This is a genomic window from Streptomyces sp. SKN60 (genome assembly GCF_026236535.1).
Classification (GTDB): domain Bacteria; phylum Actinomycetota; class Actinomycetes; order Streptomycetales; family Streptomycetaceae; genus Streptomyces.
Genome location: NZ_JAHTMW010000018.1, coordinates 118073 through 139488, shown reverse-complemented (window position 1 = coordinate 139488; position 21416 = coordinate 118073). Strand labels below are relative to the sequence as shown.

General features: G+C 73.2%; 24 protein-coding genes. 10 read left to right on the top strand and 14 right to left on the bottom strand.

Annotated features, from left to right (window positions below):
* Positions 1–53 precede the first annotated feature (53 nt).
* The 3 genes from KV205_RS27355 (at position 54) to KV205_RS27345 (ending at position 1768) form a co-directional block, all read left to right on the top strand.
* The gene (locus tag KV205_RS27355; RefSeq protein ID WP_265867289.1) at positions 54–692 is read left to right on the top strand and encodes a hypothetical protein; all 639 of its coding nucleotides are present in this window, start codon (positions 54–56) and stop codon (positions 690–692) included.
* Positions 605–991 (top strand): hypothetical protein, encoded by a 387-nt coding sequence (locus KV205_RS27350; protein WP_374214734.1) that lies wholly within the window; start codon positions 605–607, stop codon positions 989–991. Before KV205_RS27355 ends, KV205_RS27350 begins: the two co-directional genes overlap by 88 nt.
* Before the next feature lie 216 nt (positions 992–1207).
* Positions 1208–1768 carry an HPP family protein gene (locus tag KV205_RS27345; protein WP_265867287.1) on the top strand — a complete coding sequence of 187 codons (561 nt, stop codon included), beginning with the start codon at positions 1208–1210 and terminating at the stop codon, positions 1766–1768.
* Here the strand turns inward: KV205_RS27345 and KV205_RS27340 are convergent.
* From KV205_RS27340 to KV205_RS27330, 3 genes are all read right to left on the bottom strand, one after another.
* Positions 1756–2445, bottom strand: a complete 690-nt coding sequence (locus KV205_RS27340; protein WP_265867286.1) for a beta-glucanase — start codon at positions 2443–2445, stop codon at positions 1756–1758. The genes KV205_RS27345 and KV205_RS27340 overlap by 13 nt on opposite strands.
* A 230-nt stretch (positions 2446–2675) precedes the next feature.
* Complete coding sequence (locus KV205_RS27335) at positions 2676–3401, bottom strand: dienelactone hydrolase family protein (RefSeq protein ID WP_265867285.1); 726 nt, start codon at positions 3399–3401, stop codon at positions 2676–2678.
* 255 nt (positions 3402–3656) lie between these two features.
* Positions 3657–4082, bottom strand: a complete 426-nt coding sequence (locus KV205_RS27330) for a hypothetical protein (protein ID WP_265867284.1) — start codon at positions 4080–4082, stop codon at positions 3657–3659.
* A 417-nt stretch (positions 4083–4499) separates the two neighbouring features.
* Here KV205_RS27330 and KV205_RS27325 point away from each other — a divergent pair, with 417 nt between their 5' ends.
* On the top strand, positions 4500–4925 hold the full coding sequence (locus tag KV205_RS27325; RefSeq protein ID WP_265867283.1) for an ATP-binding protein: 426 nt from the start codon (positions 4500–4502) through the stop codon (positions 4923–4925).
* A gap of 48 nt (positions 4926–4973) precedes the next feature.
* Entirely contained in the window at positions 4974–5843 is an 870-nt protein-coding gene (locus tag KV205_RS27320; protein ID WP_265867282.1) for a SigB/SigF/SigG family RNA polymerase sigma factor, read from the top strand.
* A 22-nt stretch (positions 5844–5865) separates the two neighbouring features.
* On the opposite strand, the gene ehuA is transcribed toward KV205_RS27320, so the two are convergent.
* The 9 genes from ehuA to KV205_RS27275 form a co-directional block, all read right to left on the bottom strand.
* The gene (ehuA, locus tag KV205_RS27315) at positions 5866–6684 is read right to left on the bottom strand and encodes an ectoine/hydroxyectoine ABC transporter ATP-binding protein EhuA (RefSeq protein ID WP_274710908.1); all 819 of its coding nucleotides are present in this window, start codon (positions 6682–6684) and stop codon (positions 5866–5868) included.
* A complete protein-coding gene (gene ehuD / locus KV205_RS27310; RefSeq protein WP_265867315.1) occupies positions 6668–7309 on the bottom strand; it encodes an ectoine/hydroxyectoine ABC transporter permease subunit EhuD in 642 nt (213 codons plus the stop codon). The genes ehuA and ehuD overlap by 17 nt, the downstream gene beginning before the upstream one ends.
* Entirely contained in the window at positions 7309–8007 is a 699-nt protein-coding gene (gene ehuC / locus KV205_RS27305) for an ectoine/hydroxyectoine ABC transporter permease subunit EhuC (protein WP_374214733.1), read from the bottom strand. The genes ehuD and ehuC overlap by 1 nt, the downstream gene beginning before the upstream one ends.
* Positions 8008–8015: 8 nt before the next feature.
* On the bottom strand, positions 8016–8933 hold the full coding sequence (gene ehuB, locus KV205_RS27300) for an ectoine/hydroxyectoine ABC transporter substrate-binding protein EhuB (RefSeq protein ID WP_265867281.1): 918 nt from the start codon (positions 8931–8933) through the stop codon (positions 8016–8018).
* A 100-nt stretch (positions 8934–9033) separates the two neighbouring features.
* Positions 9034–9933 (bottom strand): ectoine hydroxylase, encoded by a 900-nt coding sequence (gene thpD / locus KV205_RS27295; protein WP_265867280.1) that lies wholly within the window; start codon positions 9931–9933, stop codon positions 9034–9036.
* Positions 9934–9990: 57 nt separating this feature from the next.
* On the bottom strand, positions 9991–10413 hold the full coding sequence (locus tag KV205_RS27290; RefSeq protein ID WP_265867279.1) for an ectoine synthase: 423 nt from the start codon (positions 10411–10413) through the stop codon (positions 9991–9993).
* A 141-nt stretch (positions 10414–10554) separates the two neighbouring features.
* Complete coding sequence (ectB, locus tag KV205_RS27285; protein ID WP_265867278.1) at positions 10555–11838, bottom strand: diaminobutyrate--2-oxoglutarate transaminase; 1284 nt, start codon at positions 11836–11838, stop codon at positions 10555–10557.
* A 58-nt stretch (positions 11839–11896) separates the two neighbouring features.
* Positions 11897–12487 (bottom strand): diaminobutyrate acetyltransferase, encoded by a 591-nt coding sequence (gene ectA / locus KV205_RS27280; protein WP_265867313.1) that lies wholly within the window; start codon positions 12485–12487, stop codon positions 11897–11899.
* Between the two features lie 394 nt (positions 12488–12881).
* The gene (locus KV205_RS27275; RefSeq protein ID WP_265867277.1) at positions 12882–13361 is read right to left on the bottom strand and encodes a DUF5709 domain-containing protein; all 480 of its coding nucleotides are present in this window, start codon (positions 13359–13361) and stop codon (positions 12882–12884) included.
* Between the two features lie 246 nt (positions 13362–13607).
* Between KV205_RS27275 and KV205_RS27270 the strand changes: the two genes are divergently transcribed.
* The 5 genes from KV205_RS27270 (at position 13608) to fusA (ending at position 19568) form a co-directional block, all read left to right on the top strand.
* Positions 13608–14285: a hypothetical protein gene (locus KV205_RS27270; RefSeq protein WP_265867276.1), complete on the top strand. Its 678-nt coding sequence runs from the start codon at positions 13608–13610 to the stop codon at positions 14283–14285.
* Between the two features lie 158 nt (positions 14286–14443).
* Positions 14444–14650, top strand: a complete 207-nt coding sequence (locus tag KV205_RS27265; protein WP_265867275.1) for a DUF5708 family protein — start codon at positions 14444–14446, stop codon at positions 14648–14650.
* Positions 14651–14708: 58 nt separating this feature from the next.
* Positions 14709–16055, top strand: coding sequence for a 26S protease regulatory subunit (locus KV205_RS27260; protein WP_265867274.1), 1347 nt, complete (start codon positions 14709–14711; stop codon positions 16053–16055).
* Positions 16052–17140, top strand: a complete 1089-nt coding sequence (locus KV205_RS27255; RefSeq protein ID WP_265867273.1) for a tetratricopeptide repeat protein — start codon at positions 16052–16054, stop codon at positions 17138–17140. The genes KV205_RS27260 and KV205_RS27255 overlap by 4 nt, the downstream gene beginning before the upstream one ends.
* Before the next feature lie 418 nt (positions 17141–17558).
* On the top strand, positions 17559–19568 hold the full coding sequence (gene fusA, locus KV205_RS27250; RefSeq protein WP_265867272.1) for an elongation factor G: 2010 nt from the start codon (positions 17559–17561) through the stop codon (positions 19566–19568).
* 84 nt (positions 19569–19652) lie between these two features.
* Here the strand turns inward: fusA and KV205_RS27245 are convergent, their stop codons facing one another.
* Positions 19653–20009, bottom strand: coding sequence for a VOC family protein (locus KV205_RS27245; RefSeq protein ID WP_265867271.1), 357 nt, complete (start codon positions 20007–20009; stop codon positions 19653–19655).
* 10 nt (positions 20010–20019) lie between these two features.
* Complete coding sequence (locus KV205_RS27240; RefSeq protein ID WP_265867270.1) at positions 20020–21252, bottom strand: nitric oxide synthase oxygenase; 1233 nt, start codon at positions 21250–21252, stop codon at positions 20020–20022.
* Between the last annotated feature and the right edge of the window lie 164 nt (positions 21253–21416).

The following is a 21416-nucleotide window of genomic DNA, read 5'->3' as shown; positions in this document are numbered from 1 at the left end:
ACGCGGTCGCGGAGGCGCTGCTGACGTACGGGGGAGCGGATGCCGCGACCCTGATGTACGGCAACCGCATCTCCCGGGCGACGCGTCGCCTCAGCGCCGCCCACCCCGATCCGGCGGTCCGCGCCATCGTGGCCGGCGGCAGTCGGATCGGCTTCGATCATCTGGAGGAGGCCTACGGTCGGCCGCGGACGGCACTCATGCTCGACCCGGACCCGGCCGTGCGCGCGGTGGTCGCGCGTTGCTGGCACGATCGCCCCCTCGACGTACAGGAGCGCTTCCTCGCCGACCCCGCCCCGGAGGTCCGGGCCGCCGCGACCGAGCAGGCGAAGCCGGGCGTCCCGCCGGAATCCGTGGACCGGTTTCTCGCCGACCCGGCGGTGCGCGGCCACCTGGCGGGCCGCGTGCCGCTGACCAGGGAAGCCTTCACCACGCTCGTGGACAGCGGGGACGAGCGGCTCGTACGGACGGTGGCCGGGAACCCGTACCTGACAGCCGGCATGGTCGCCCGGCTCCTCGACTCGACCGACCCGAGCGTACGGATCAGCCTCGCCCTCAGCCGTCATGTCGACGCCTCGACGCCGACCCGGACGTCGGCGTCCGGCGGATCGCCGCGCATCGGCCCGACGCGCCGCCGGAGATCCTGGAGGCGCTGCTCCGGGAGCACGGCGAGGCGTTTCACACGCGGCAGCTGATCGTCGACCATCCCCGTTTCCCACGGCACCGGCTGCGCACCCTGGTGGACGCGCCAGACGCGGGGGCGCGGTTCGTCGCGCTGAGGGACCCCGAGCTGCCGCTCGATCACCTCCGCCGGCTCGCCGCCGATCCCGAGGCCTTCGTACGTGCCGAGGCCGCCCGGCACCCTCGTCTCCCGGACACGCTGCTCGACGTACTTTTGGCTGACCAGGATCCCAAGGTGGTCGAGGCGGCGGCCGCCCATCCTGGGCTCGGGTGGGCGCGGATGGAGGGGATGCTAGTGGACGCAGAGCTGTGACCTGCGACGCATCCGTCTTGGTTTGTGGGATCCGGCTCGTCGGCGCTTCACCATTTTGTATACCATCGGGGTGGTCGTGTCGCCCGTATCGGGGCGATGCGGGCGTGGGCGCAAGGGCGGGCCGACTGTCCACCACAGGGTCTCGTACGCCTGCCCGCCGATCCCTGCCCGCCCCGCCGGCTCGAGGCCGCCTGCCCGGAAACCACACACGTCACCATGAGCACCGACACTGCCGCACCCACGACCGAGTCCGAGACCGAGTCCCGGCCCAGGCCCAGGCCCAGGCCCCGGATCATCGTCCGGGCCCCGGCCCGCCCGGGGCCGGCGGCGGCGTTCCACAGCATCGGCGCCGTGACAGTCGTCCTGCTCGGGCTCGTCGCGATCGGTGCGGTCATCCACGAGCCTGTGCTGATACCGCCGCTCGCCGCGAGCGCCGCGCTCGTGCACAGCGCTCCCACCCTCCCGCTCTCGCAGCCGCGCAGCGTCGTCGTCGGCCATCTGCTCGCCGCCGGGGTGGGCTACGCGATCCTGGCCCTGGCCGGCCCGACCGCCTGGGCCGCCGCGATCGCCACCGGCGTGACCCTTGCCCTCACCTTCCTCGCCCGCACCCCGCACGCGCCCGCCTGCGCGACCGCCGTCGTGGTCGTCCTTCAGGAACCGGCGCCGGCCGGTTTCGTGCCGCTGCTGCTGGGCGCGTCGATCGTGCTCGTCCTCATGGAGTTGGCCGTCTCCCGGCTCCGCCGCGGCGCGCCGAGGTACCCGGCCTACTGGTGGTGACCGGCGCCGCCCGGCCGGAACACCCGCAGGTCGCTCACCTCGTACGACATCTCGTCGACGTCCGGGTCGGGCGCCGGGTGGTAGCGGCCCGCGCACACCGACAGATTGACGATCAGACAGGCGTGCCAGGACCGCCCGACGCCCCGCCGGTCCGCGAAGACCTCCTCGTCGTCGACCCACCACACCACCGACCGGGCGCCGAACTCGGTGCGCAGCCGGATCGTTCCGCCCGGCCGCACCGCCGGCGAGCGGTGGTAGAGGTGGGTGCCGCGGACATGGTTGGACAGTTCGAGGAGATCCGGGTTGTCCGGGTGGTACTCGAAGACGTCGACCTCCTGGCCGCCGTCCCGCCAGGTCCAGATCGCCGGCCAGGCGCCCATCTCCTCCGGCAGCCGCACCCGCGCCTCCAGGACGTCGCCCGTCCGCACCTCGAAGCCCTCCCGGCTCCCCTCGGTGGTCAGCAGCCCCGCGTCCCACAGCCCGTCCCGGCGCCGGGTCGCCCGGAAGACCCCGGACCGGCTGTACGCGGGGTCCTCGACCAGGTGGTCCAGCTTGTTGTCCCCGGGGTTGACCGGTCCGCCGTCGGGATAGGCCCACGAACGGCCCGCCACCCACTGGTCCGGTGCGGAGAAGTCGGCGATGAAGACCGGCTCGTCGGCCGGTTGACGGCTCGGCATGGGCGCTCCTCGTGTCGGCGGCCCTGGTTCCGGCCGCGGGTTCGTTCGTGTGTGTGCTGCCCGAGGAGGCCGCAGAAATGCGGAACCCCCGCCTCCGTGTCGTGAACTCGCCATCCGCGCCACCTCCCGCCCGGCCTCGGACGCCCCGCCCGGACCGACCGGCATCACCAGGAGATGAACCGGAGGCTCACCGTGCAGGACTCAGGAGTGAGTACCAGGAGCCGATCGGATCAATCCGTGACGGGCAGGCACTCGGCGAGCAGGGCGACGATGTCACGCCAGGCTCGCTGCGCATGCTGCGGGTGGTGGCCGACACCGGGGACTGTGGGGTGGTCGACCGGCGGGTGGTGGAAGGCGTGAAGGGCGCCGCCGTAGACCACGAGGCGCCAGTCGACGCCCGCGGCCTGCATCTCTGCGGTGAACGCCTCCCGTTGCGCGGGCGGCATGATCGGGTCTTCCGACCCGACCCCGGCCCATACCGGGCAGCGAATGCGTGCCGCCTCGCCCGGTCGGCCCGTGGTCAGCGCGTTGACCGTCCCGATCGCGCGCAGGCCGACGCCATCGCGACCGAGTTCCAGTGCGACCGCGCCCCCGGTGCCGTAACCGACGGCGGCGGTCCGGTCAGGGTCGGCCCGTGGTTCGGCACGCAACACGTTGAGCGCGGCGTGACCGATGCCTCGCATGCGGTCGGGATCGGCGAGCAGCGGCATGCACCGGGCCAACATCTCCTCGGGGTCACCCAAATAGCGTCCGCCATGGAGGTCGAAGGCCAGCGCCACGTACCCCAGCTCGGCCAGCGCCTCGGCCCGCCGGCGCTCGACATCGCTGAGCCCCATCCCCTCGGGTCCGATCAGGACTGCGGGCCGGCGCTCGGCACCGGCCGGGAGCGCGAGGTGTCCGATCATCGTCAGGTTGTCGGCCGGGTATTCGACCGTACGGGTTGTGATCGTTGTCATGCGGCTGGACGGTAATGACCGTTGCGCCCGCTCGGGGTGGCGTTCACCGATGGCAGACAGCCGTCTGTCCCGGCTGCATCACCCGGACGCCGCGATGGACCTCGCCGCCCGCCACCCGCGCACCGGAGAGCTGCTGCCCATCGCGGGAACTCGCGGGTCGGTCCGTGTGCATCAGCCGGGCGAATCCGTGGGTTCGGCGGCAACCGTGGGGTGGGCTGCGAGGCGGCGGGCTTCGGCCGTGACCTCGGCATCGACCTAGTCCACGGTTCTGTCGCCGTATTCGAGGATGTCGTACTCGTCGTCGAGCTCAGCGAGGCGCTCGGTCAGGGGCAGCTCATGTCCGTAGCGCTGATGAATCCGGAAGGTGAACTCCCGAGGCGTGAGCTCTCCGGCGAGCATGCGGCGGGCGAGGGTTCGGGCGGCGGCTTCCTGACCGACCACGCTGCCGACCGGATAGAAGGCGAGGCCGAGCTCGTCGAGTGCTGCGGGAAGCAGGTCGTGGACGTCGTAGTCCGCCTCGGCGCGCGTGCAGGCGGCGAGCATGCGAAGGCCGGGGGTGTCGAGTCCGGCGACGAGCGCAGCACAGGCAGCATCCACCACGTCGCTCGCGCGGATTTCCCCCATGCTCCAGAGAGCGGCATGGTCCTGTAGAGCGATTGCTGCTGCTTCAGTCGACGTCACTCGTCCATGATTCCCTTCACGGCGCCTCCGGGTCGACCAGATTTCATCGAAGGTGCTGTTCAGCGGCCTGCTCCAGCAGGGCTCGTGCGGAGTCGGCGGAGCGCATCGCGGTCTTCTCGTCGAGCCCGAAGACCTCGGCGAGATGCAGCGGGTCAGGCCCGTGGACCCCCGACAGGTAGGGATCCGGGACCTGCCCGGCGACCGCCGCCGGCGGCAGCGTCCTCGGCGAGCACGAGCAGCACCTCGCCTCCGTCCGTACGAGCCCCACCGCGAGCCCGGCCCGTACCTCGGCGCACCGCCGCCAGAGCTGCTCCGGCTTCCCCCGCCCGACGGGGCGTGAGGTGTGGGAACGGAAAGGCGGGGCAGGAGCGACGCATCCGCCGACGGAGACGAGGGACGAGAGGAGCGGGAAGGGCCATGACCGAGCAGGCCGCCGAGGCCGGGTGGTGGTACGACGGGGGCGTCGGTACGGTCACCGTGGCCCGGGACGCCACTGCTCGCTTCCTCCGCGGGAGTGCCGGCACCGAACTGGACGTGGACACCGACACGGCGCTGCTCGTCGTCAGCGAACTGGTCACCAACGCCGTGAGGCACGCCCCCGGCCCGCTCCGCCTGGAACTCGCACGGAGTGACGCCACGCTGGTGATATCGGTGCTCGACGGATCCACCGCCGGACCGGTGCTCCGGCCGCCCGACCCCGAGCGGGTCGGCGGCCACGGCATGGAGATCGTGACCGCGCTGTGCCGGTACGTGGTGACCGAGCCCGCGCCGTGCGGCAAGCGGGTCACCGCCGTTCTCGTCGCGCCCGAACTCGCCATGCGTGCCCCCGCGCAGCGGGGGTAGGCGAAGCGCCACAGACGAACGATCCGCGAGAAACAGGAGGTTGTCCCCGTGCGGACCGAGAGGGTCAAGGCGACGACGACGGCCGGCACGTATGAGGACCTGCCCTTGCTGGAGGCACCGCGCGAGATCGCGCCCCAGGACGCACGCGCCCTGACGAAGGTCTTCCTCCGCGAACTGGCGGTGCGCGAGGAGGGCACCGAGGAGCACCAGTACGTCCGCAACACCCTGATCGAGATGAACACCTCGCTCGTCCGGTACGCGGCGCAGCGCTTCCGCGCCCGGGGCGACGAGATGGAGGACATCGTCCAGGTCGGCGTCATCGGACTCATCAAGGCCATCGACCGCTTCGACCTGGCCCGGGAGGTGGAGTTCGCGACCTTCGCCGTGCCGTACATCGTCGGCGAGATCAAGCGCTTCTTCCGCGACACCACCTGGGCCGTGCACGTCCCGCGCCGCCTCCAGGAGGCCCGGGTGGAGCTCGCCAGGGCCCATGACGAGCTCAGCTCCCGGCTGGGCCGCGCGCCGCGGGTCGCCGAGCTCGCCGAGCGGATGGAGCTCTCCGAGGACGAGGTCGTCGAGGCGCAGATCGCCTCGAACGGCTACCACACCGCCTCGCTCGACGCCGCCTGCGGTGGCGGCGACGAGGACGACGCCGACGCCTCGCTCGCCGACTTCATCGGCGAGGAGGACCCGGCGCTCGCCCTCTTCGAGAACTTCCACACCCTCGCCCCGCTCGTCGGACTCCTCGACGAGCGCGACCGGCTCCTCCTCCACCTGCGGTTCGTGGAGGAGCTGACCCAGTCCGAGATCGGCGAACGGCTCGGAGTGTCCCAGATGCACGTCTCCCGGCTGCTCGCCCGCTCCCTTGCCCGACTCCGGGAAGGCCTGCTGGCCGAGGCCCCCGCCGAACACACCTGACCGGCCCCCGGGCCGGCGTTCCTCAGCGGACCGCGCTGAGGAACGCCCGCGTCCGCTCGTGCCGGGGCGCGTCGAGCAGTTCGCCGGCCCGCCCCGACTCCACGATCCGGCCCTGGTCGAACATCAGGATCCGGTCGGACACGTCCCGCGCGAAGCCCATCTCATGGGTCACGCACAGCAGCGTGATGTCGGTGTCCCGGGCGACGTCCCGCAGCACGTCCAGGACCTCCGCCACCAGCTCCGGGTCGAGCGCCGAGGTCACCTCGTCCAGGAGCAGGATCTCCGGGCGCATCGCGAGCGCGCGGGCGATCGCCACGCGCTGCTGCTGCCCGCCGGAGAGGCGGGTCGGGCGGGCGTCGACCTTGTCGGCGAGGCCGACCATGCCGAGCAGCGCGCGGGCCCGCTCCGCCGCCTCCTCCCGGTTCTCCTTGAGCACGTGCACGGGCGCCTCGACGACGTTCTCCAGCACGCTCATGTGCGGGAACAGATTGAAGTGCTGGAACACCATGCCGATGCCGCGCCGCCGGTCCGCGAGATACCGCTCGCTCGCCGGTACGAGCCCGCCGGCCGCCCCGGCCCCGGCACCTGGCATATGGGAGAACGGCTCGCCCCCCACATGGATGACGCCCTCCGTCACCCGCTCCAGCGTCATCAGCAGCCGCAGGATCGTGGTCTTGCCCGAGCCGCTCGGCCCGATCAGGGTGACCCGCTCGCCCCGCCCCACCGCCAGATCCAGCCCGTCGAGCACCGTGTGGTCCCCGAACCGCTTGGTGACCCGGTCGAAGCGCACCGCCTCGGCGACCCCCTCCGCGACCGCGTCCCGGTCATGCTCCTTCTGCAAGGCGTGCCTCCAGTCGTCGTACGAGCACGGACGTCGGCCAGCTCGCCAGCAGGAACACCGCGGCGGCCAGCGTGAAGCTCTCCAGATAGGCGAAATGGGTGGAGCCGAAGGTGTTCGCCTCGTGCACCATCTCGTGCACCGTGATCACCGAGAGCAGCGGTGTCTCCTTGAACATCGCGACCGCGTAGTTCCCCAGCGGCGGCAGCACGTTGCGCACCGCCTGTGGCAGCACCACCGCCCGCCACACCCGCCGGCGGGGCAGCGAGAGCGCCGTGCACGCCTCCCACTGGCCCTTCGGCACCGAGTCGATGCCCGTGCGGTACACCTCGGAGAGGTACGCGGCGTAGTGCACGCCCAGGACGAGCACACCGAGCGCCAGCGCGTCGAGCGACGAGATCACCACCCACGCCGCGAAGAGCTGCACGAGCAGCGGCGTCGACCGTACGAAGGCGGCGGCGCCGTTCACCGGCGCCGCGACCCAGCGCGGAGCCGTGCGTCCCACGAGCGCGAGCACCAGACCGAGCACCGCCGCCACCGCGAACCCGAGGACCGTCGCGAGCAGCGTGATCCCGAAGCCCTTCAGGACCACGGGCAGCGCGTCCACGGCGGCCTGTCCGTCCCAGATCACGCCGCACCTCCCGCACCGAGCCGCGCCCGGGCGGCCCGCTCAAGCGCGTTCATCAGCAGACTCAGCACCCCGGCCAGGACCCCGTACACCGCGAGCAGCAGCAGATACGCCGCCGCCGTGTTCCCGGTCGCCGACCGCAACTGGTCGATCTCGAAGGTGAGATCGGGCACCGTCACCAGCGACAGCAGTGGCGTCGCCTTCAGCAGCTGCACGAGCAGGTTCTTGAACGGCGCCACCATCAGCGGGTGGGCCTGCGGCAGGATCACCCGGCGCAGCCGCTGCCCCGGGCTCATGCCCAGGGCGACGGCCGCCTCCCACTGCGCCCGCGGCACCGCCGCGATCGCGCCGCGCACCACCTCGGCCCCGTAGGCGCCGTAGTTGAGGCCGAACGCCAGCACACCGCAGGCCAGCGGTTCGAGCCGGAACCCGAGCATCGGCAGCGCGAAGAACAGCCAGAACAGCTGCACGTACAGCGACGTGCCGCGGAAGAACTCGACCACCGTGCGCGCCGCGCCCCGCAGGAGCAGCCGCCGCGAGCGCGACAGCAGCCCGAGCGCGTACGCGAGCACCAGGGCGAGCGCCGCGCCGAGCAGCGTCGCCTCGATCGTGACGAGCAGCCCCTCGCCGAGCCGCGGCAGCGCCTTCTCCAGCTCAGCCCCGAACGAGCTCTCCGCCGGAGCTGGGTTCTCCGCCAGGAACCCGCTCACGCCGCTCCCCGGCCCGCGCACAGATCCGCGGTGCGCAGGGTGCGCGGCGGAGCCTCGCGCTCGGTGAAGCCATAGCGCCCGATCAGTTGGACATAGCGCCCCGGATCACCGGTGATCCGCGCCAGCTCCCGGTTGAAGGCGTCCCGCAGACTCGTGGCGCCCGGCCGGAACACGGCGCCGCCCGCGCTCCACTGCTTGACCCCGTTCACCTCGGGCACGAACGGGGCCGTCACCTCCACCGCCGCACCCGCGTTGGTCCGCGCCAGCCAGCGCAGCGAGATGCCGGTCAGCGCGAACGCGTCGATCCGGCCGGCCAGCAGCGCGTCGAGCCCGTCCTGCTGCTTGGCCAGCGTCTTCACCGCACCGTCCGGCACCCCCGCCGCCTTGGCGTACGAGGCCTCCACCGCGGCCGACAGGACGCCCACGGTCGCACCGGCCCGCGCCACGGACGCCAGATCGCCGAGCCGCTTCGGATTGCCCTTGCGCACCATCAGCGCGGTGGGGGAGATGAACTCGGGCTCGGAGAAGATCACCTTGGCGCAGCGCTCGGGCGTGATCGACATGCCGGCGCTCACCACGTCGAACCGGCCGGCAAGCAGCCCGGGGATGAGCGAGCCGAACTCCGTGAGCGTGGGCCGCAGTTCGCGAACCCCGAGCGCCGAGAACACCTCCTGGTGGAGCGCCGGAGCCTCGCCCGCGAGCCGGTCGCCGTCCTGGAAGCCGTACGGCGCCTCACCGGCGAAGCCGACCCGTACGAAGCCCTGGTCGCGCAGCTTCGCCAGCAGCTCCGCGTCCGCCTTCGGCGCGCCCGTGCCCACCTCCGTGCGGCTGCACCCGGCGAGCAGGCCGGCGACCCCGACGGCGGGGGCCAGAGCGAGGAATCCGCGCCGGTCGAGGTGTGCGGGACGGGACATGACGGTCCTTCCGGTAGGGCGACGGGGGAATGAGCGAGGGGACAGGAAGGGAGACGAAGGGACAGGAAGAGGCAGGAAGGGGCAGGAAGGGACAGGAGGGTCAGCCGAGCGGCGTGATGTCGCGCGAGGCGATGAAGGAGGGCCGGCGGACCGGCGCCGCGAACGGCAGCTCGGGCGCGTTCTCCACGCTGTTGAACACCAGGAAGACATTGCTGCGCGGGTACGGCGTGATGTTGTCGCCCGAGCCGTGCATCGCGTTGCAGTCGAACCAGGTCGCCGAGCCCGGCGCACCCGTGAAGTGACGGATCCCGCAGGCGTCCGCGAAGGTCGTGAGCGCCTCGTCGGACGGCGTGCCGGCGTCCTGCATCTGCAGCGACTTCTTGTAGTTGTCCTTCGGTGTCTCGCCCGCGCACCCCAGGAAGGTGCGGTGCGAGCCGGGCATGATCATCAGGCTGCCGTTGGTGGTGTGGTTCGCGGTGAGCGCGATCGACACCGACACGGTCCGCATCTGCGGCAGCCCGTCCTCGGCGTGCCAGGTCTCGAAGTCCGAGTGCCAGTAGAAGCCGCTGGCGCCGAAGCCCGGCTTGACGTTGACGCGCGACTGGTGGACGTACACCTCGGAACCGAGGATCTGCCGGGCCCGCCCGACGATCCGCGGGTCGGCGGCGAGCCGGGCGAAGACCTCGCTGATCCGGTGCACCTCGAACACCGAGCGGATCTCCTGCGAGCGCGGCTCGACGATCGAGCGCTCGTCCGCGCGCACGGCCGGATCGGAGACCAGCCGGTCCAGCTCGGCCCGCAGTCCGGTGACCTCGTCCGCGGTGACCAGCTCGTCGACCGTGACGAAGCCGTCGCGCTCGAACTCCTCCAGTTCACGGGCCCAGAACGGGCCGGGCGTGCCGGGCTCGGACCACACCACGGGGTCCTTGCGGCCGATCAGCTGCTCCTCGGGGCCGCGGGTGGGATAGAGGTCGACGGGACGGGTGGGTGCGGAGGTCATGACGGGTGGCGCCTTCCAATCTCGTACGGAGGGTGTGTGCGGGGCAGGGGGAGGGGATCAGACCAGGTCCGGGTCCGGGTCCGCGTCCGGCTCGGTGAGGAGCGGGTAGACCCCGTTCTCGTCGTGGTCCTCGCGGCCGGTGACCGGCGGGTTGAAGACGCACAGACAGCGGAAGTCCTGCTTGACCTTGAGGGTGTGCCGCTCGTGCCCGTCGAGCAGATACATCGTCCCGGGCACGATGGTGTACGTCCGGCCGGTCTCGTGGTCGGTGAGCTCTGCCTCGCCGGCGGTGCACACGACGGCCTCGATGTGGTTCGCGTACCACATCGACGTCTCGGTCCCGGCGTACAGCACCGTCTCGTGCAGGGAGAAGCCGACCCGCTCACGGGCGAGCACGATCCGCTTGCTCTCCCACGTGCCGGAGGCGGCGCGGACGTGCCGCTCGGTGTTCTCGATCTCGGCGAAACTGCGGACGATCATGCGGTGGGCCTTTCGGGCGTACGGGGCGGGGCGGGCGATAGGGATGCGGTGCGGGTGGTACGGGGCGGGGCGGGGCGGGGCGGCGGCCCCCGGCGCGGGGCCCCTGGAGCGCGGCGTGCGGCGCCGGTCTGGGCGTGCCGGTCAGGCGGCGAGGCCGTCGGCGGCGTGCCGCACGGAACGGGCCAGGATGCCGAGGCCCTCGTCGAGCTCGTCGTCCGTCGCGGTCAGCGGCGGCAGCAGCTTGACCACCTCGTCGTACGGCCCGGAGGTCTCCAGGAGCAGCCCGAGCTCGAAGGCCCGGCGGCACACGGCCGCGGCCTGCTTCCCGTCGGCGAACTCCAGGCCCCAGACGAGGCCGCGGCCGCGGAACGAGACGGCCGAGCGCCCGTCCTCGCCGAGCAGGTCGCCGAGCGCGCCCTCGACGCGCGCGGCCCGGGCCAGGGTCCGGTCGCGCAGGGTGTCGTCGCGCCAGTAGGTGTCGAGTGTGGCGGTGGCGGTGACGAAGGCGGGGTTGTTGCCGCGGAAGGTGCCGTTGTGCTCGCCCGGCTGCCACTGGTCGAGCTCCGGCCGAAACAGGCACAGCGCCATCGGCAGGCCGTAGCCGCTGATGGACTTGGACAGCGCCACGATGTCCGGGGTGATGCCGGCCTCCTCGAAGGAGAAGAAGTCGCCGGTCCGGCCGCAGCCCATCTGCACGTCGTCGACGATCAGCAGCATGTCGTGCCGCCGGCACAGGTCCGCGAGGCCGCGCAGCCACTCGGCGCGGGCGACGTTGATGCCGCCCTCGCCCTGCACCGTCTCGACGATGACGGCCGCCGGGCGGTCGAGGCCGGAGCCGGGATCGGCGAGCAGCCGCTCGAACCACAGGAAGTCCGGCATCCGGCCGTCCAGGTAGTGGTCGTACGGCATCCGCGTCACATGCGGCAGCGGGACGCCCGCGCCGGCCCGCTTGGCGGCGTTGCCGGTCGCGGCGAGCGAGCCGAGCGACATGCCGTGGAACGCGTTGGTGAAGGAGACCACCGTCTCCCGGCCGGTGACCTTGCGGGCCAGCTTCAGCGCGGCCTCCACGGCGTTGGTGCCGGTCGGGCCCGGGAACATCACCTTGTAGGGCAGCGCACGGGGCTCCAGGACCACCGAGCGGAAGGTCTCCAGGAAGTCGCGTTTGGCGGTGGTCGACATGTCGAGGCCGTGGGTGACGCCGTCGCCGGCCAGGTAGTCGAGTAGCGCCCGCTTGAGCACCGGGTTGTTGTGCCCGTAGTTGAGGGAGCCGGCGCCGGCGAAGAAGTCGAGGTAGGGCCGCCCGTGCTCGTCGTACAGCCGGCTCCCGCGGGCCTGCTCGAAGACCACCGGCCAGGCGCGGCAGTAGCTGCGCACCTCGGATTCGACGGTCTCGAAGACGGACGGGGCGATGTCGGTGAGGGTCACGGTTCTCCCGTATCTCGGTTCTCGGTGTTTCGGGGGTGGTCGGGCCGGTGGCGCGGGGTCAGCGCGCCAGCGGCCCGATGCGGTACAGCAGCTCCGGCTCGTGAGCCGGTGCGGCCGTGGTGGCCTGGTCGGCCTGGTCGTGCGGGGTGCCGGGGTCGGTCGGGGTGCCGGGGTCGGTCGGGTCGCCGGCGTCCGGGAAGGCGTCGGCGGGGAACAGGACCTCCCGGGTCAGGGCCGCCCCGCGGCGGCGTGCGAACGATCGGAACAGCCGGTCCGAGGCCACGTTCCCCGGAGTGACCGTGGCCTCCAGCCGGCTCGGCCCGCGCCCCTCGGCCGTCAGCCGCTCGGCCAGGGCGTCGAGCAGTGCTCCGGCTACCCCGGTTCCGCGATGCGAATCGTCGACGGCGACCTGCCAGACGAAGAGCGTCTCCGGCGCCTCGGGCCGCAGATATCCGGTCACGAAGCCCACGGGCCGTCCCGAGGCGTCCCGGGCGACCGCCGACGTGGCCGCGAAGTCGCGGCACCACAGCAGATAGCTGTAGGGCGAGTTGAGGTCCAGGCCCTCGGCCCCCCGGGCGATCCGCCAGAGGTCCGCACCGTCCGCCGGGCGGGCGGGTCCGATGTCGACGGCGGTCTTCGGGGACGTCATGTGTGCTGCGGTCATGTGCGCCGAAGCTACCGAGCGGCAGGGCGAACTTCCTGGCGCGGCAGCCTTGCGGGGCGGCGGGAAGTGCGATAGGTGCGCGGGCGGATACCGCCGGGGAAGTCTGTCACTTCGTGCCAGGCGAACCGGGCGATCCCGGGGCGAAATGCCCGATTGTCACGACTGGGTAACGGCTGGCGGGGTCTTGACGCGGACCTCAGACTTCCGTGAGAACCTACCCCGCTTCGCGTTTGAAGCGGCGCGACGGGGTCAGAAGTACGGGTTCACCGGGCCCGCGGCACCGGGTGCCGCCGCCCGCGCCGCGGCCTGCGCATCCACCCGTATCGGAGGTCGGTCCCCGGCCGCGCCGGGCCGCCCGCCACCCTCCGCGTCCTCGCCGTCACTCCTCGTCGACCAGGTGCATCGCCGCCTCCTCGGCGGAGGCCGCGCCGCCGTCGATGCCGACGTCACGGGCGTAGCCCTCGAGGGGCGAGAGGGCGCGCCCGTCGTCCAGGGCGACCAGCCGGCCCGAGCGGCGGTTGCCGACCTCGCCGTCCAGCGGCTCGCCGTCGGTGTCCATGGTGTCCCCGACGCCGTCCCAGTCGAGGTCCGGCGCGTCGTCCGGCTGCTCCTCGGCGAGCCGCTGGTCCAGGGACTCGCCGCGCAGCCGCTCGGCCGCCGTGACTCCCGTGTGCTCCACGGCCCACGGGCGGTCCGGCGGCGCGTACCCCTCGTCGAGGGGGCTGTCGAGGGGGCCGTCCAGCGTGTCGGAGGCATCGAGCAGCCCCGCGTCGTCCTGCACCTCGCTGCCGTCGGGCTGATACACCTGATCGCCCCAGGCCTCGTTCCCGGCCTCGTTCTCGGCCGCGTTCTCGCTCATGCGGACACTCCCGCCACTCGTCGATCTCCACGAGTTGATTTCCATGCTCCGTGTCCCGTCCCCGGCCCGCCACCGCACACCGCCCGGGCGGCGGAAATGCGCCCGTCCGGGGGCCGGATCCGGCCGCCACGCGCGGTCCGAGGGGGTCCGGATGTGAACCTGTGGCGCGCACGGGGTAAAACCATGGCCAACACCCCTCTCACCTGAACGGAAACGTGCGCGTTGAGCATGCTCCCTGGATCACGTGTGCCAGGCCGGACCTGGACGATCCGCCTCACGGGTCACCCCGACCACTCGGCGACGGTCACCTGCACCACGCCGGGCTGCCGCATGCCGGCCCGATCGAAGGACCTCGCGTCCCTGCGGACCTTCGCCGCCGAGCACGTCCGCGCCCACGCCCGCCTGGCAACCGTCCGCCCGAACGCCGCCTGCGCCTGCGGGGCGAGCGACTGCCGGCACCACAGTGCCCGCACCACCTGCACGGGCCGGACGCTGCTCGTCCTCATCCACAACCCGGTGATCGCCGAGGTCTGGACCCTCGCCGAGATCTGCCAGGCCTGCGCGCCGCTGATCTCCCACGCGTCCGTCCTGGCCGGCGCCGGCGGCGCCTCCACCGGCCGTGACTCGCTCGCCGCCCGCGCCGCCGCCGCGTCGGCGTCCGCGGCGGCGGCCTCCGCGGGCCCGGCACCGGCGGTCTCGCCCGCTCCGGCCGCGCCCGGCGCCCCGGTCCCGCCCGCCGTGCCGATGATGTTCTCCTCCCCGGAGGCCGCCGGCGGTGCCGGCGCCCCCGTGCCCTCCCCGCACCGCAGGCGCTCCCGCGGCGGCGGTGGTGGCGGCGGACGTGGTGGCGGTGGCGGTGGCCAGGGAGGACGCGGCGGCCAGGGCGGCTCGGGCGGGAACCGCCGCACCCGAGGCCGCTCCTGACGCCCTCGTACCGCCTCTCGTACCGCCTCTCGCACCACCCGGCCTCCGTCGAACGACGGAGGCCGGTCTCGTCCACGAGGGCGAGGAGGCCGGGGCTGTCGGCTGCCTACGCTGAGGACACCGCCGTCCCCGTCCCACGAGAGGCTGTCACGATCACGATGCACCGCGGAACCAAGAACCTCCTCGAAGGAGGCATCACCTTCCTGGTCGGCCTGGGCCTCAAGCTGTTCACGGCCGATGTCGAGATACCCGTGTTCACCCTCACCAAGGTCGGCGTGGTGCTGATGGTCCTCGGCGGCGCGACGGCCGTCGCCGGTCTGCTGCGGACCGTGCTCGCCGGCCGCGCGGACCGCACCTCCTCCTGACACCGGGTGCCGACACCCGGTGCACGGGCGGCCACCGCCGCTTTCTAGGCTGGGGCCCATGTCCGACGAGTCCCCGCTGCTCCGCAGCCTGCGCGCCGCCGTGGCCGCCGCCCCCGAAGACGTCCCGCTGCGGCTGCACTTCGCCGAGCTGCTCCTCGCGGAGGGACACCACGACGAGGCCGTCGGCCAGGCGGCGGCCGCCCTCCAGCACGCCCCCGGCGACCCGGCCGCCCGCGACCTGATGGCCCGTGCGATGGGCCTACCGGCCCAGCCCCCGCCGCCCGCCACCCCGCCGGTGCCCGCCACCCCGGCCGCGCCCGCCGACGCGCCGGCGTTGAGCACCCCCGCCGATCCGCCCGCCTTCGACTGGGCCGCCGCCGAGCAGGAGGTCGCGGACCTCGTCGGCCCCCGGTTCACCGACGGCGGCCACGGCGACGACACGGGCACCGGCGCAGGCGCCGGCACCGGCCTGGAGGTGCCGCTGACCTCCGAGGGCTTCGGCGACCCCGGCGACGCCACCGCCTGGGAGGTCGACGCGCCCGGAGCCGTACGACTCGCTGACGTCGGCGGCATGCGGGAGGTCAAGGAGCGCCTGGAGGCGGCCTTCCTCGCGCCCATGCGCAACCCCGAACTGCGCCGCCTCTACGGCAAGTCGCTGCGCGGCGGACTGCTCCTGTACGGCCCGCCCGGCTGCGGCAAGACGTTCATCGCGCGGGCCGTCGCGGGCGAACTCGGCGCGTCCTTCCTGTCGGTGTCGCTCGCGGACATCCTCGACATGTACATCGGGACCTCCGAGCGCAACGTCCACGACATCTTCGAGACCGCCCGCCGCCAGGCCCCCTGCGTCGTCTTCCTCGACGAGCTGGACGCGCTGGGCGCCAAGCGCTCCCGCATGCACCACAGCGGACTGCGCAATGTCGTCAACCAGCTGCTCACCGAGCTCGACGGCGTCGACGGCGACCGCAACGAGGGCGTGTTCGTGCTCGCCGCCACCAACGTCCCCTGGGACGTGGACCTCGCCCTCCGCCGGCCCGGCCGCCTCGACCGCACCCTGCTCGTCCTGCCCCCGGACGCCCCGGCCCGCGAGGCGATCCTCCGCTACCACCTGCGCGAGCGGCCCATCGAGTCCGTCGACCTCGGAAAGATCGCCAAGGCGACCGAGGACTTCTCCGGCGCCGACCTCGCCCATGTCTGCGAGTCCGCCGCCGAGGCCGCGCTCCTCGACTCCGCCCGTACCGGCACCATCCGCATGATCACCACCAGGGACCTGCTGCAGGCGGCCCGGCAGATCAAGCCGTCCAGCGAGTCCTGGTTCGCCTCCGCCCGCAACGTGGCCATGTTCGCCAACGACGGCGGCATGTACGACGACCTGCTCACCCACCTGAAGAAGAAGCGCAAGCTGTGACGGCCACTGACCCGACCGGCCGGGACCTGCTCCAGGCCGACGCGCTCTACGACCTCGGGCGCTACGAGCAGGCCGCCGAGGCCGCCGCCCGGCACCTCGCCGCGCACCCCGACGACGCGACCGCGCTCGTCCTGCTGGCCCGCTGCCGGCACCGCCTCGGCGACGAGGCGCAGGCGCTCGACCTCGTCGAGCGGGCCCTGCGCGCCGAACCCGACTCCATCGGCGGCTGGCTGATGCGCACCCATGTCCTGCTCACCACCGAGCAGTACGAGCGGGCCGAGGAGTCCGCCCGCCGCGCCGTGGCCCTCGCCCCGCACTACTGGGCCACCCACTACACCCTCGGCACCGTCCTCGACCGCTCGGTGCGGCTCGAACGCAAGCGGGCCGCCTACGAGTGCGCCCGCACCGCCGTCTCCCTCGCCCCCGAGGAGAGCGACGCCCACTTCCTCGTCGGCCTCACCGCGCAGCGCCTCGGCAACCACGAGGTCGCCGAGCGGGCGTACGAGACGGCGCTGCGGCTCGACCCGGAGAGCAGCGAGGCCCACAACAACCTCTCGCTGCTCCATCTGCGCCGCCGCTGGTGGCGCCCCGGCTCCTGGACGAAGGCCGCCGAGGGCTTCGTACAGTCCGCCGCCCTCGACCTCAACGACCGGCAGGCCCGCTACAACCTGGAGACCATGGCCTGGGGCACCGTCGCCGGCGCCCGCTGGGTGGCCCTCGCCGGCTTCGTCGCCGCCTCCATGGCCTCCGTCCACCTGCGCTCCGGCGCCGAGGGCGGCTCGGCCCTCACCGGTGTGCTGCTCGCCGCCGCCGTGATGGCCGGCGGCTGGGGCGGCTGGTTCCTGTGGCTGACCCGCCGGGTGCCGCCCCGGCTGCGCCGCCCGCTGCTGCTGGTCTCGCGCGGCTGCAAGCCCGTGATCGCCATGGCCGTGGCGGTGGGCCTGATGGCCCTTCACTCGGCTCTCAGCCTGGTGCTGTGGCGGGTCTCCGCGTTCGGCTCGCTGGCCTTCCCGCTGTTCTGGGGCGCGATCATCACGTACTGGGTGAGCAGGGCCCGCCTGCAGCGCCGCGCCCCCAGGAACTGAGCCCCGCCCGCCCCGGCCCCGGTCCCGTCGCCGTCCCCGCGCCTTCCCCTTCCCCGTCGCCGCGAAAAACCGCTGTCGCGACCGGACTTCGGCTGCCTAGACTCCACCGCGTACCGACACACCACATCTGTCACGGAACGAAGGGAGACACCCATGCGCGCCACGGCCACCACCCATGCCGCCGCCCGCGTCCGTGGTGTCTCCCGTACCCGGTACGACGTGATCCTGGCCTCTTCGTCGCCCCGGTGCCGGCTGCGCGGCCGCCACCGCTGACCCGCGACGCAACACGGCAGGACCACAGGCCCCTTCAGCTTCTCAGCACCCGGCCGCCTCCTGCCCCCGTGCTTCCGCACACCCCGTCCCGGGAATCGCGCTGCCCTGCATCTCCACCGCATCGCACGCGAAGGACCACATCACCATGCGTACCCGCATCCGCAACCTCGGCATCCTGGCCCACGTCGACGCCGGCAAGACCACCCTCACCGAGCGGTTCCTCTACCTCACCGGCGCCACCCACAAGCGCGGCGAGGTCCACGACGGCACCACCGTCACCGACTTCGACCCGCAGGAACGCGACCGCGGCATCACCATCTTCGCCGCGGCCGTCAGCTGCGACTGGGCCGGCCACCGCCTCAACCTGATCGACACCCCCGGGCACGTCGACTTCGCCGACGAGGTCGAACGCGCGCTGCGCGTCCTGGACGGCGCCGTCGCCGTCTTCGACGCCGTCGCGGGCGTCGAGCCGCAGAGCGAGTCCGTGTGGCGCCAGGCCGACCGGCACGGCGTCCCGCGCCTCGCCTTCGTCAACAAGCTCGACCGCGCGGGCGCCGACCTCGACACGGCCGTCGCCTCCATCCGCGACCGGCTCGGCACCGTACCGCTCACGGTCCAGCTGCCCATCGGCCGCGAGGACGCCTTCACCGGCGTCGTCGACCTCGTGCACCTGCGCGCCCACCTGTGGCGGGCGGGCACCGACACGTACGAGACCGGACCCGTGCCCGAAGCACTCGCGGACGAAGCGGTACGGCGCCGGCACCGGCTCGCCGAGACCGTCGCCGAACTGCACCCCGGCGCCCTGGAGGAGTACTGCGCCCACGGCACCCTGAGCCCCGACACCCTGACCGCCGCGCTGCGCGACCTCACCCTCGCCGGGGAGGCTGTGGTGGTGCTGTGCGGCTCCGCCTACCGCAACCGGGGAGTCGAACCGCTGCTCGACGCCGTCGTCGCCTATCTGCCCGCCCCCGCCGATCTCCCGCCGGTACGGGGCGAGCAGCCCGCCGACCCCACGGCGCCGCTCACCGGCCTCGTCTTCAAGGTCACCACCACACCCATCGGCCGCATGACCTACCTCCGCGTCTACGCGGGCACCCTGCGAAAGGGGGACACCGTGCTCGACAGCACCACCGGCCGCACCGAACGCATCGCCCGCATCCTGCGCGTCCAGGCCGACCGCACCACCGAGACCGACCGGGCCACGGCCGGCGACATCGTCGCCGTCGTCGGACCCAAGGCGGCCCGCACCGGTGCCACCCTGTGCGCCACCGACGCGCCCGCCGTCCGGCTCGAACCGCCGGTCTCCGCCGACCCGGTGGTGTCCGTCGCCGTCGAGGCCCGGCAGAGCCGCGACACCGAACGGCTCGCGGTCGCCCTCGCCCGGCTCGCCGAGGAGGACCCCTCGCTCGCCGTGCGGACCGACCCCGAGTCCGGCCAGACGGTCCTTTCCGGCCTGGGCGAACTCCATCTGGAGGTCGCCGTGGAGAAGCTGCGCCGCGCCCACGGTCTCGACGTCACGGTGGGCCGCCCCAAGGTGGCGTACCGCGAGACCCCGGCCGGCGCCGTCACCGGTCTCACCTACCGGCACGTCAAACAGGACGGCGGGGCGGGCCAGTTCGCCGTCGTGGTCCTCGACGTCGCCCCGCTGGGCGAGGGCGAGGACCCCTCCGGGCAGGAGCTGGTGTTCCGGTCCGCGGTGACGGGCGGGCGCGTCCCGCAGGAGTTCGTCCGCGCGGTCGAGGCCGGCTGCCGGGACGCGCTGGCCGACGGCCCGCTCGGCGGCCATCCGGTCACCGGCGTCCGGGTCACCCTCACCGACGGGGCCACCCATGTGAAGGACTCCTCCGAGCTCGCCTTCCGCACCGCCGGACGGCTCGCGCTGCGCGAGGCCCTGCGCACGGGCGGCACGACCCTGCTCGAACCGGTCGTCGAGGTCACCGTCACCGCACCCGACAGCGCCGTCGGCACGGTGCTCGGCGATCTGACCGCCCGGCGCGGCCGGATCACCGACTCCACGACCCACGCGGACACGGCGGTCCTCACCGCGACCGTCCCGCTCGCCGCGCTCTTCGGCTACGCGACCCATCTGCGCAGCCGCACCCAGGGGCGGGCCGGCTTCACCACCCGCCCGGCGGGTTACGCCCCGGCGGGCTGAGCGGACCGAGCGGCCTGAGCGGACGAAGGCCGGGGCCCGGCGCGCACCTGCGCCGGGCCCCCGGCCCGGCTCACTGGCCCGCCGTCAGCCCTCGTGCCCCGCCACCGGAGCGCCGCCGAACCCGATCTCGTTCCCGTCCGGGTCACGGAACGTGGCCTTGCGCACCCCGTTCCCGTACGTCTCGCGCTGGACCGGCAGCAGCCCGCGCTCGGCGATGTCGCCGACCACCGTGTCGAAGTCGTCGACGAACAGGGTGTGCATCGCGTGACCGGCGTGCCCCGGACGGTGCTCGATGTAGAGCGAACGGTGCTCCGCCAGCTCCCACACCGCCTCGATGTCGTTCGGCAGGAACGTGGGCGGCGCGCCGAGCAGCCGCTCGTACCAGGCGAGCGCCGCCGCGTAGTCGCTGACGGCGATTCCGGCGAAGAGAGCCACAGTCATGTTTCCGAGCCTAGGTGGTGGGCGGGTGATCAGCCCGGGGGAGGAAGGCGGGGCGCAGTGACGGGTCCACCGGGTCGTAGTAGCGGTGGAAGACCGGGGTGGCCGAGCCGGAGACAGGAGGAACGATCCAGCTCCAGTCGGCCGGGGTCGGCCGGCCGTGCCGGGTCTCCTGCGCGATGTGCCGCAGGAACCGCTCGGACTCGGTGTGGTGGTCCGCCATCGTCACACCCGCCTCCTCGAAGGAGTGCAGCACCGCCACGTTCAGCTCGACCAGCGCCCGGTCCCGCCACAGCGTGCGCTCGCTCGACCGGTCGAGGCCGAGCCCGTCCGCCACCCGCGGCAGCAGGTCGTACCGCTCGCCGTCCGCGAGGTTCCGGGCGCCTATCTCCGTGCCCATGTACCAGCCGTTGAACGGTGCCGCCGGATACCGGATCCCGCCGATCTCCAGGACCATGTCGCTGATCGCCGGCACCGTGTACCAGCGCAGCCCCAGGTCGGCGAAGAACGGATGGTCCGGATGCCGCAGCGGCACCTCCGTCACCGTGCCGTCCGGCAGCTCGAACCACTCCGGCCGCGAGCCGGGCCGCTCCCGCACCATCAACGGCAGCACCTGGAACTCCTCCTGGTCCCGCTTCCAGCCCAGGGCCCGCGCCTCCGCCGTGAGCCCGGCGCCGCGCGGGTCGCCGACCCAGGACCCGCCCGCCGTGCGGTGCCCCGCGTAGCGGACCAGCTGGTCGTTGACGATCCGCGGCGCCGGCCGCCCCGGCCGGTCCGGCGCGAAGACGGAGATCACCGGACGGATCCGGCCGCCGTTCGCGGCCACCCGCAGATGCTCGAAGCACTCCTCGGCGATCTCGTCGGGGGCCGTCACCCGCCGCAGGTCGCGCACCACCAGGCTGCGCCAGTACAGACGCCCGATGCAGCGCGCCGCGTTCCGCCAGGCGACCTTCGCGCCGAAGGCCAGCTCGGCGGGGGAGTGGACATAGGTCCCGGTCCGGTCGATGTCGGCGAGCACCTCCCGTACGCGCGCCTCCGCGTCACCGGCGTGCGGCTGCTCCTCGTGGAACTGGCGGACGAACCGCTCGGCCTCCTGCCGGAGCGGCGAGGCCGTCGGCGGCGGCTGACGTACGGCCCCGGGTACGGCGGCGCCGTGCGGGTACGGACACGCGGGGGCGACGGGGCCGACGGGGGCGACGGGGGCGACGGGGGCGGACTTGCGGCGGCGACTCAGACTGAAGACCAAGGTGTTCCCTCCCTGGCCCCATGACTACCGTACGCATGCGCGCAGGTGTGGAGAGTAGTCGAAAGAACGTCTGGCGCGGCCTCTGTGCTGATATGGTGCCCGGCTCACGGGCCCCCGCCCGGCCCCCGGAGCCCCGCCCCGCCCCCCCCCGACGGCCCTTCGGC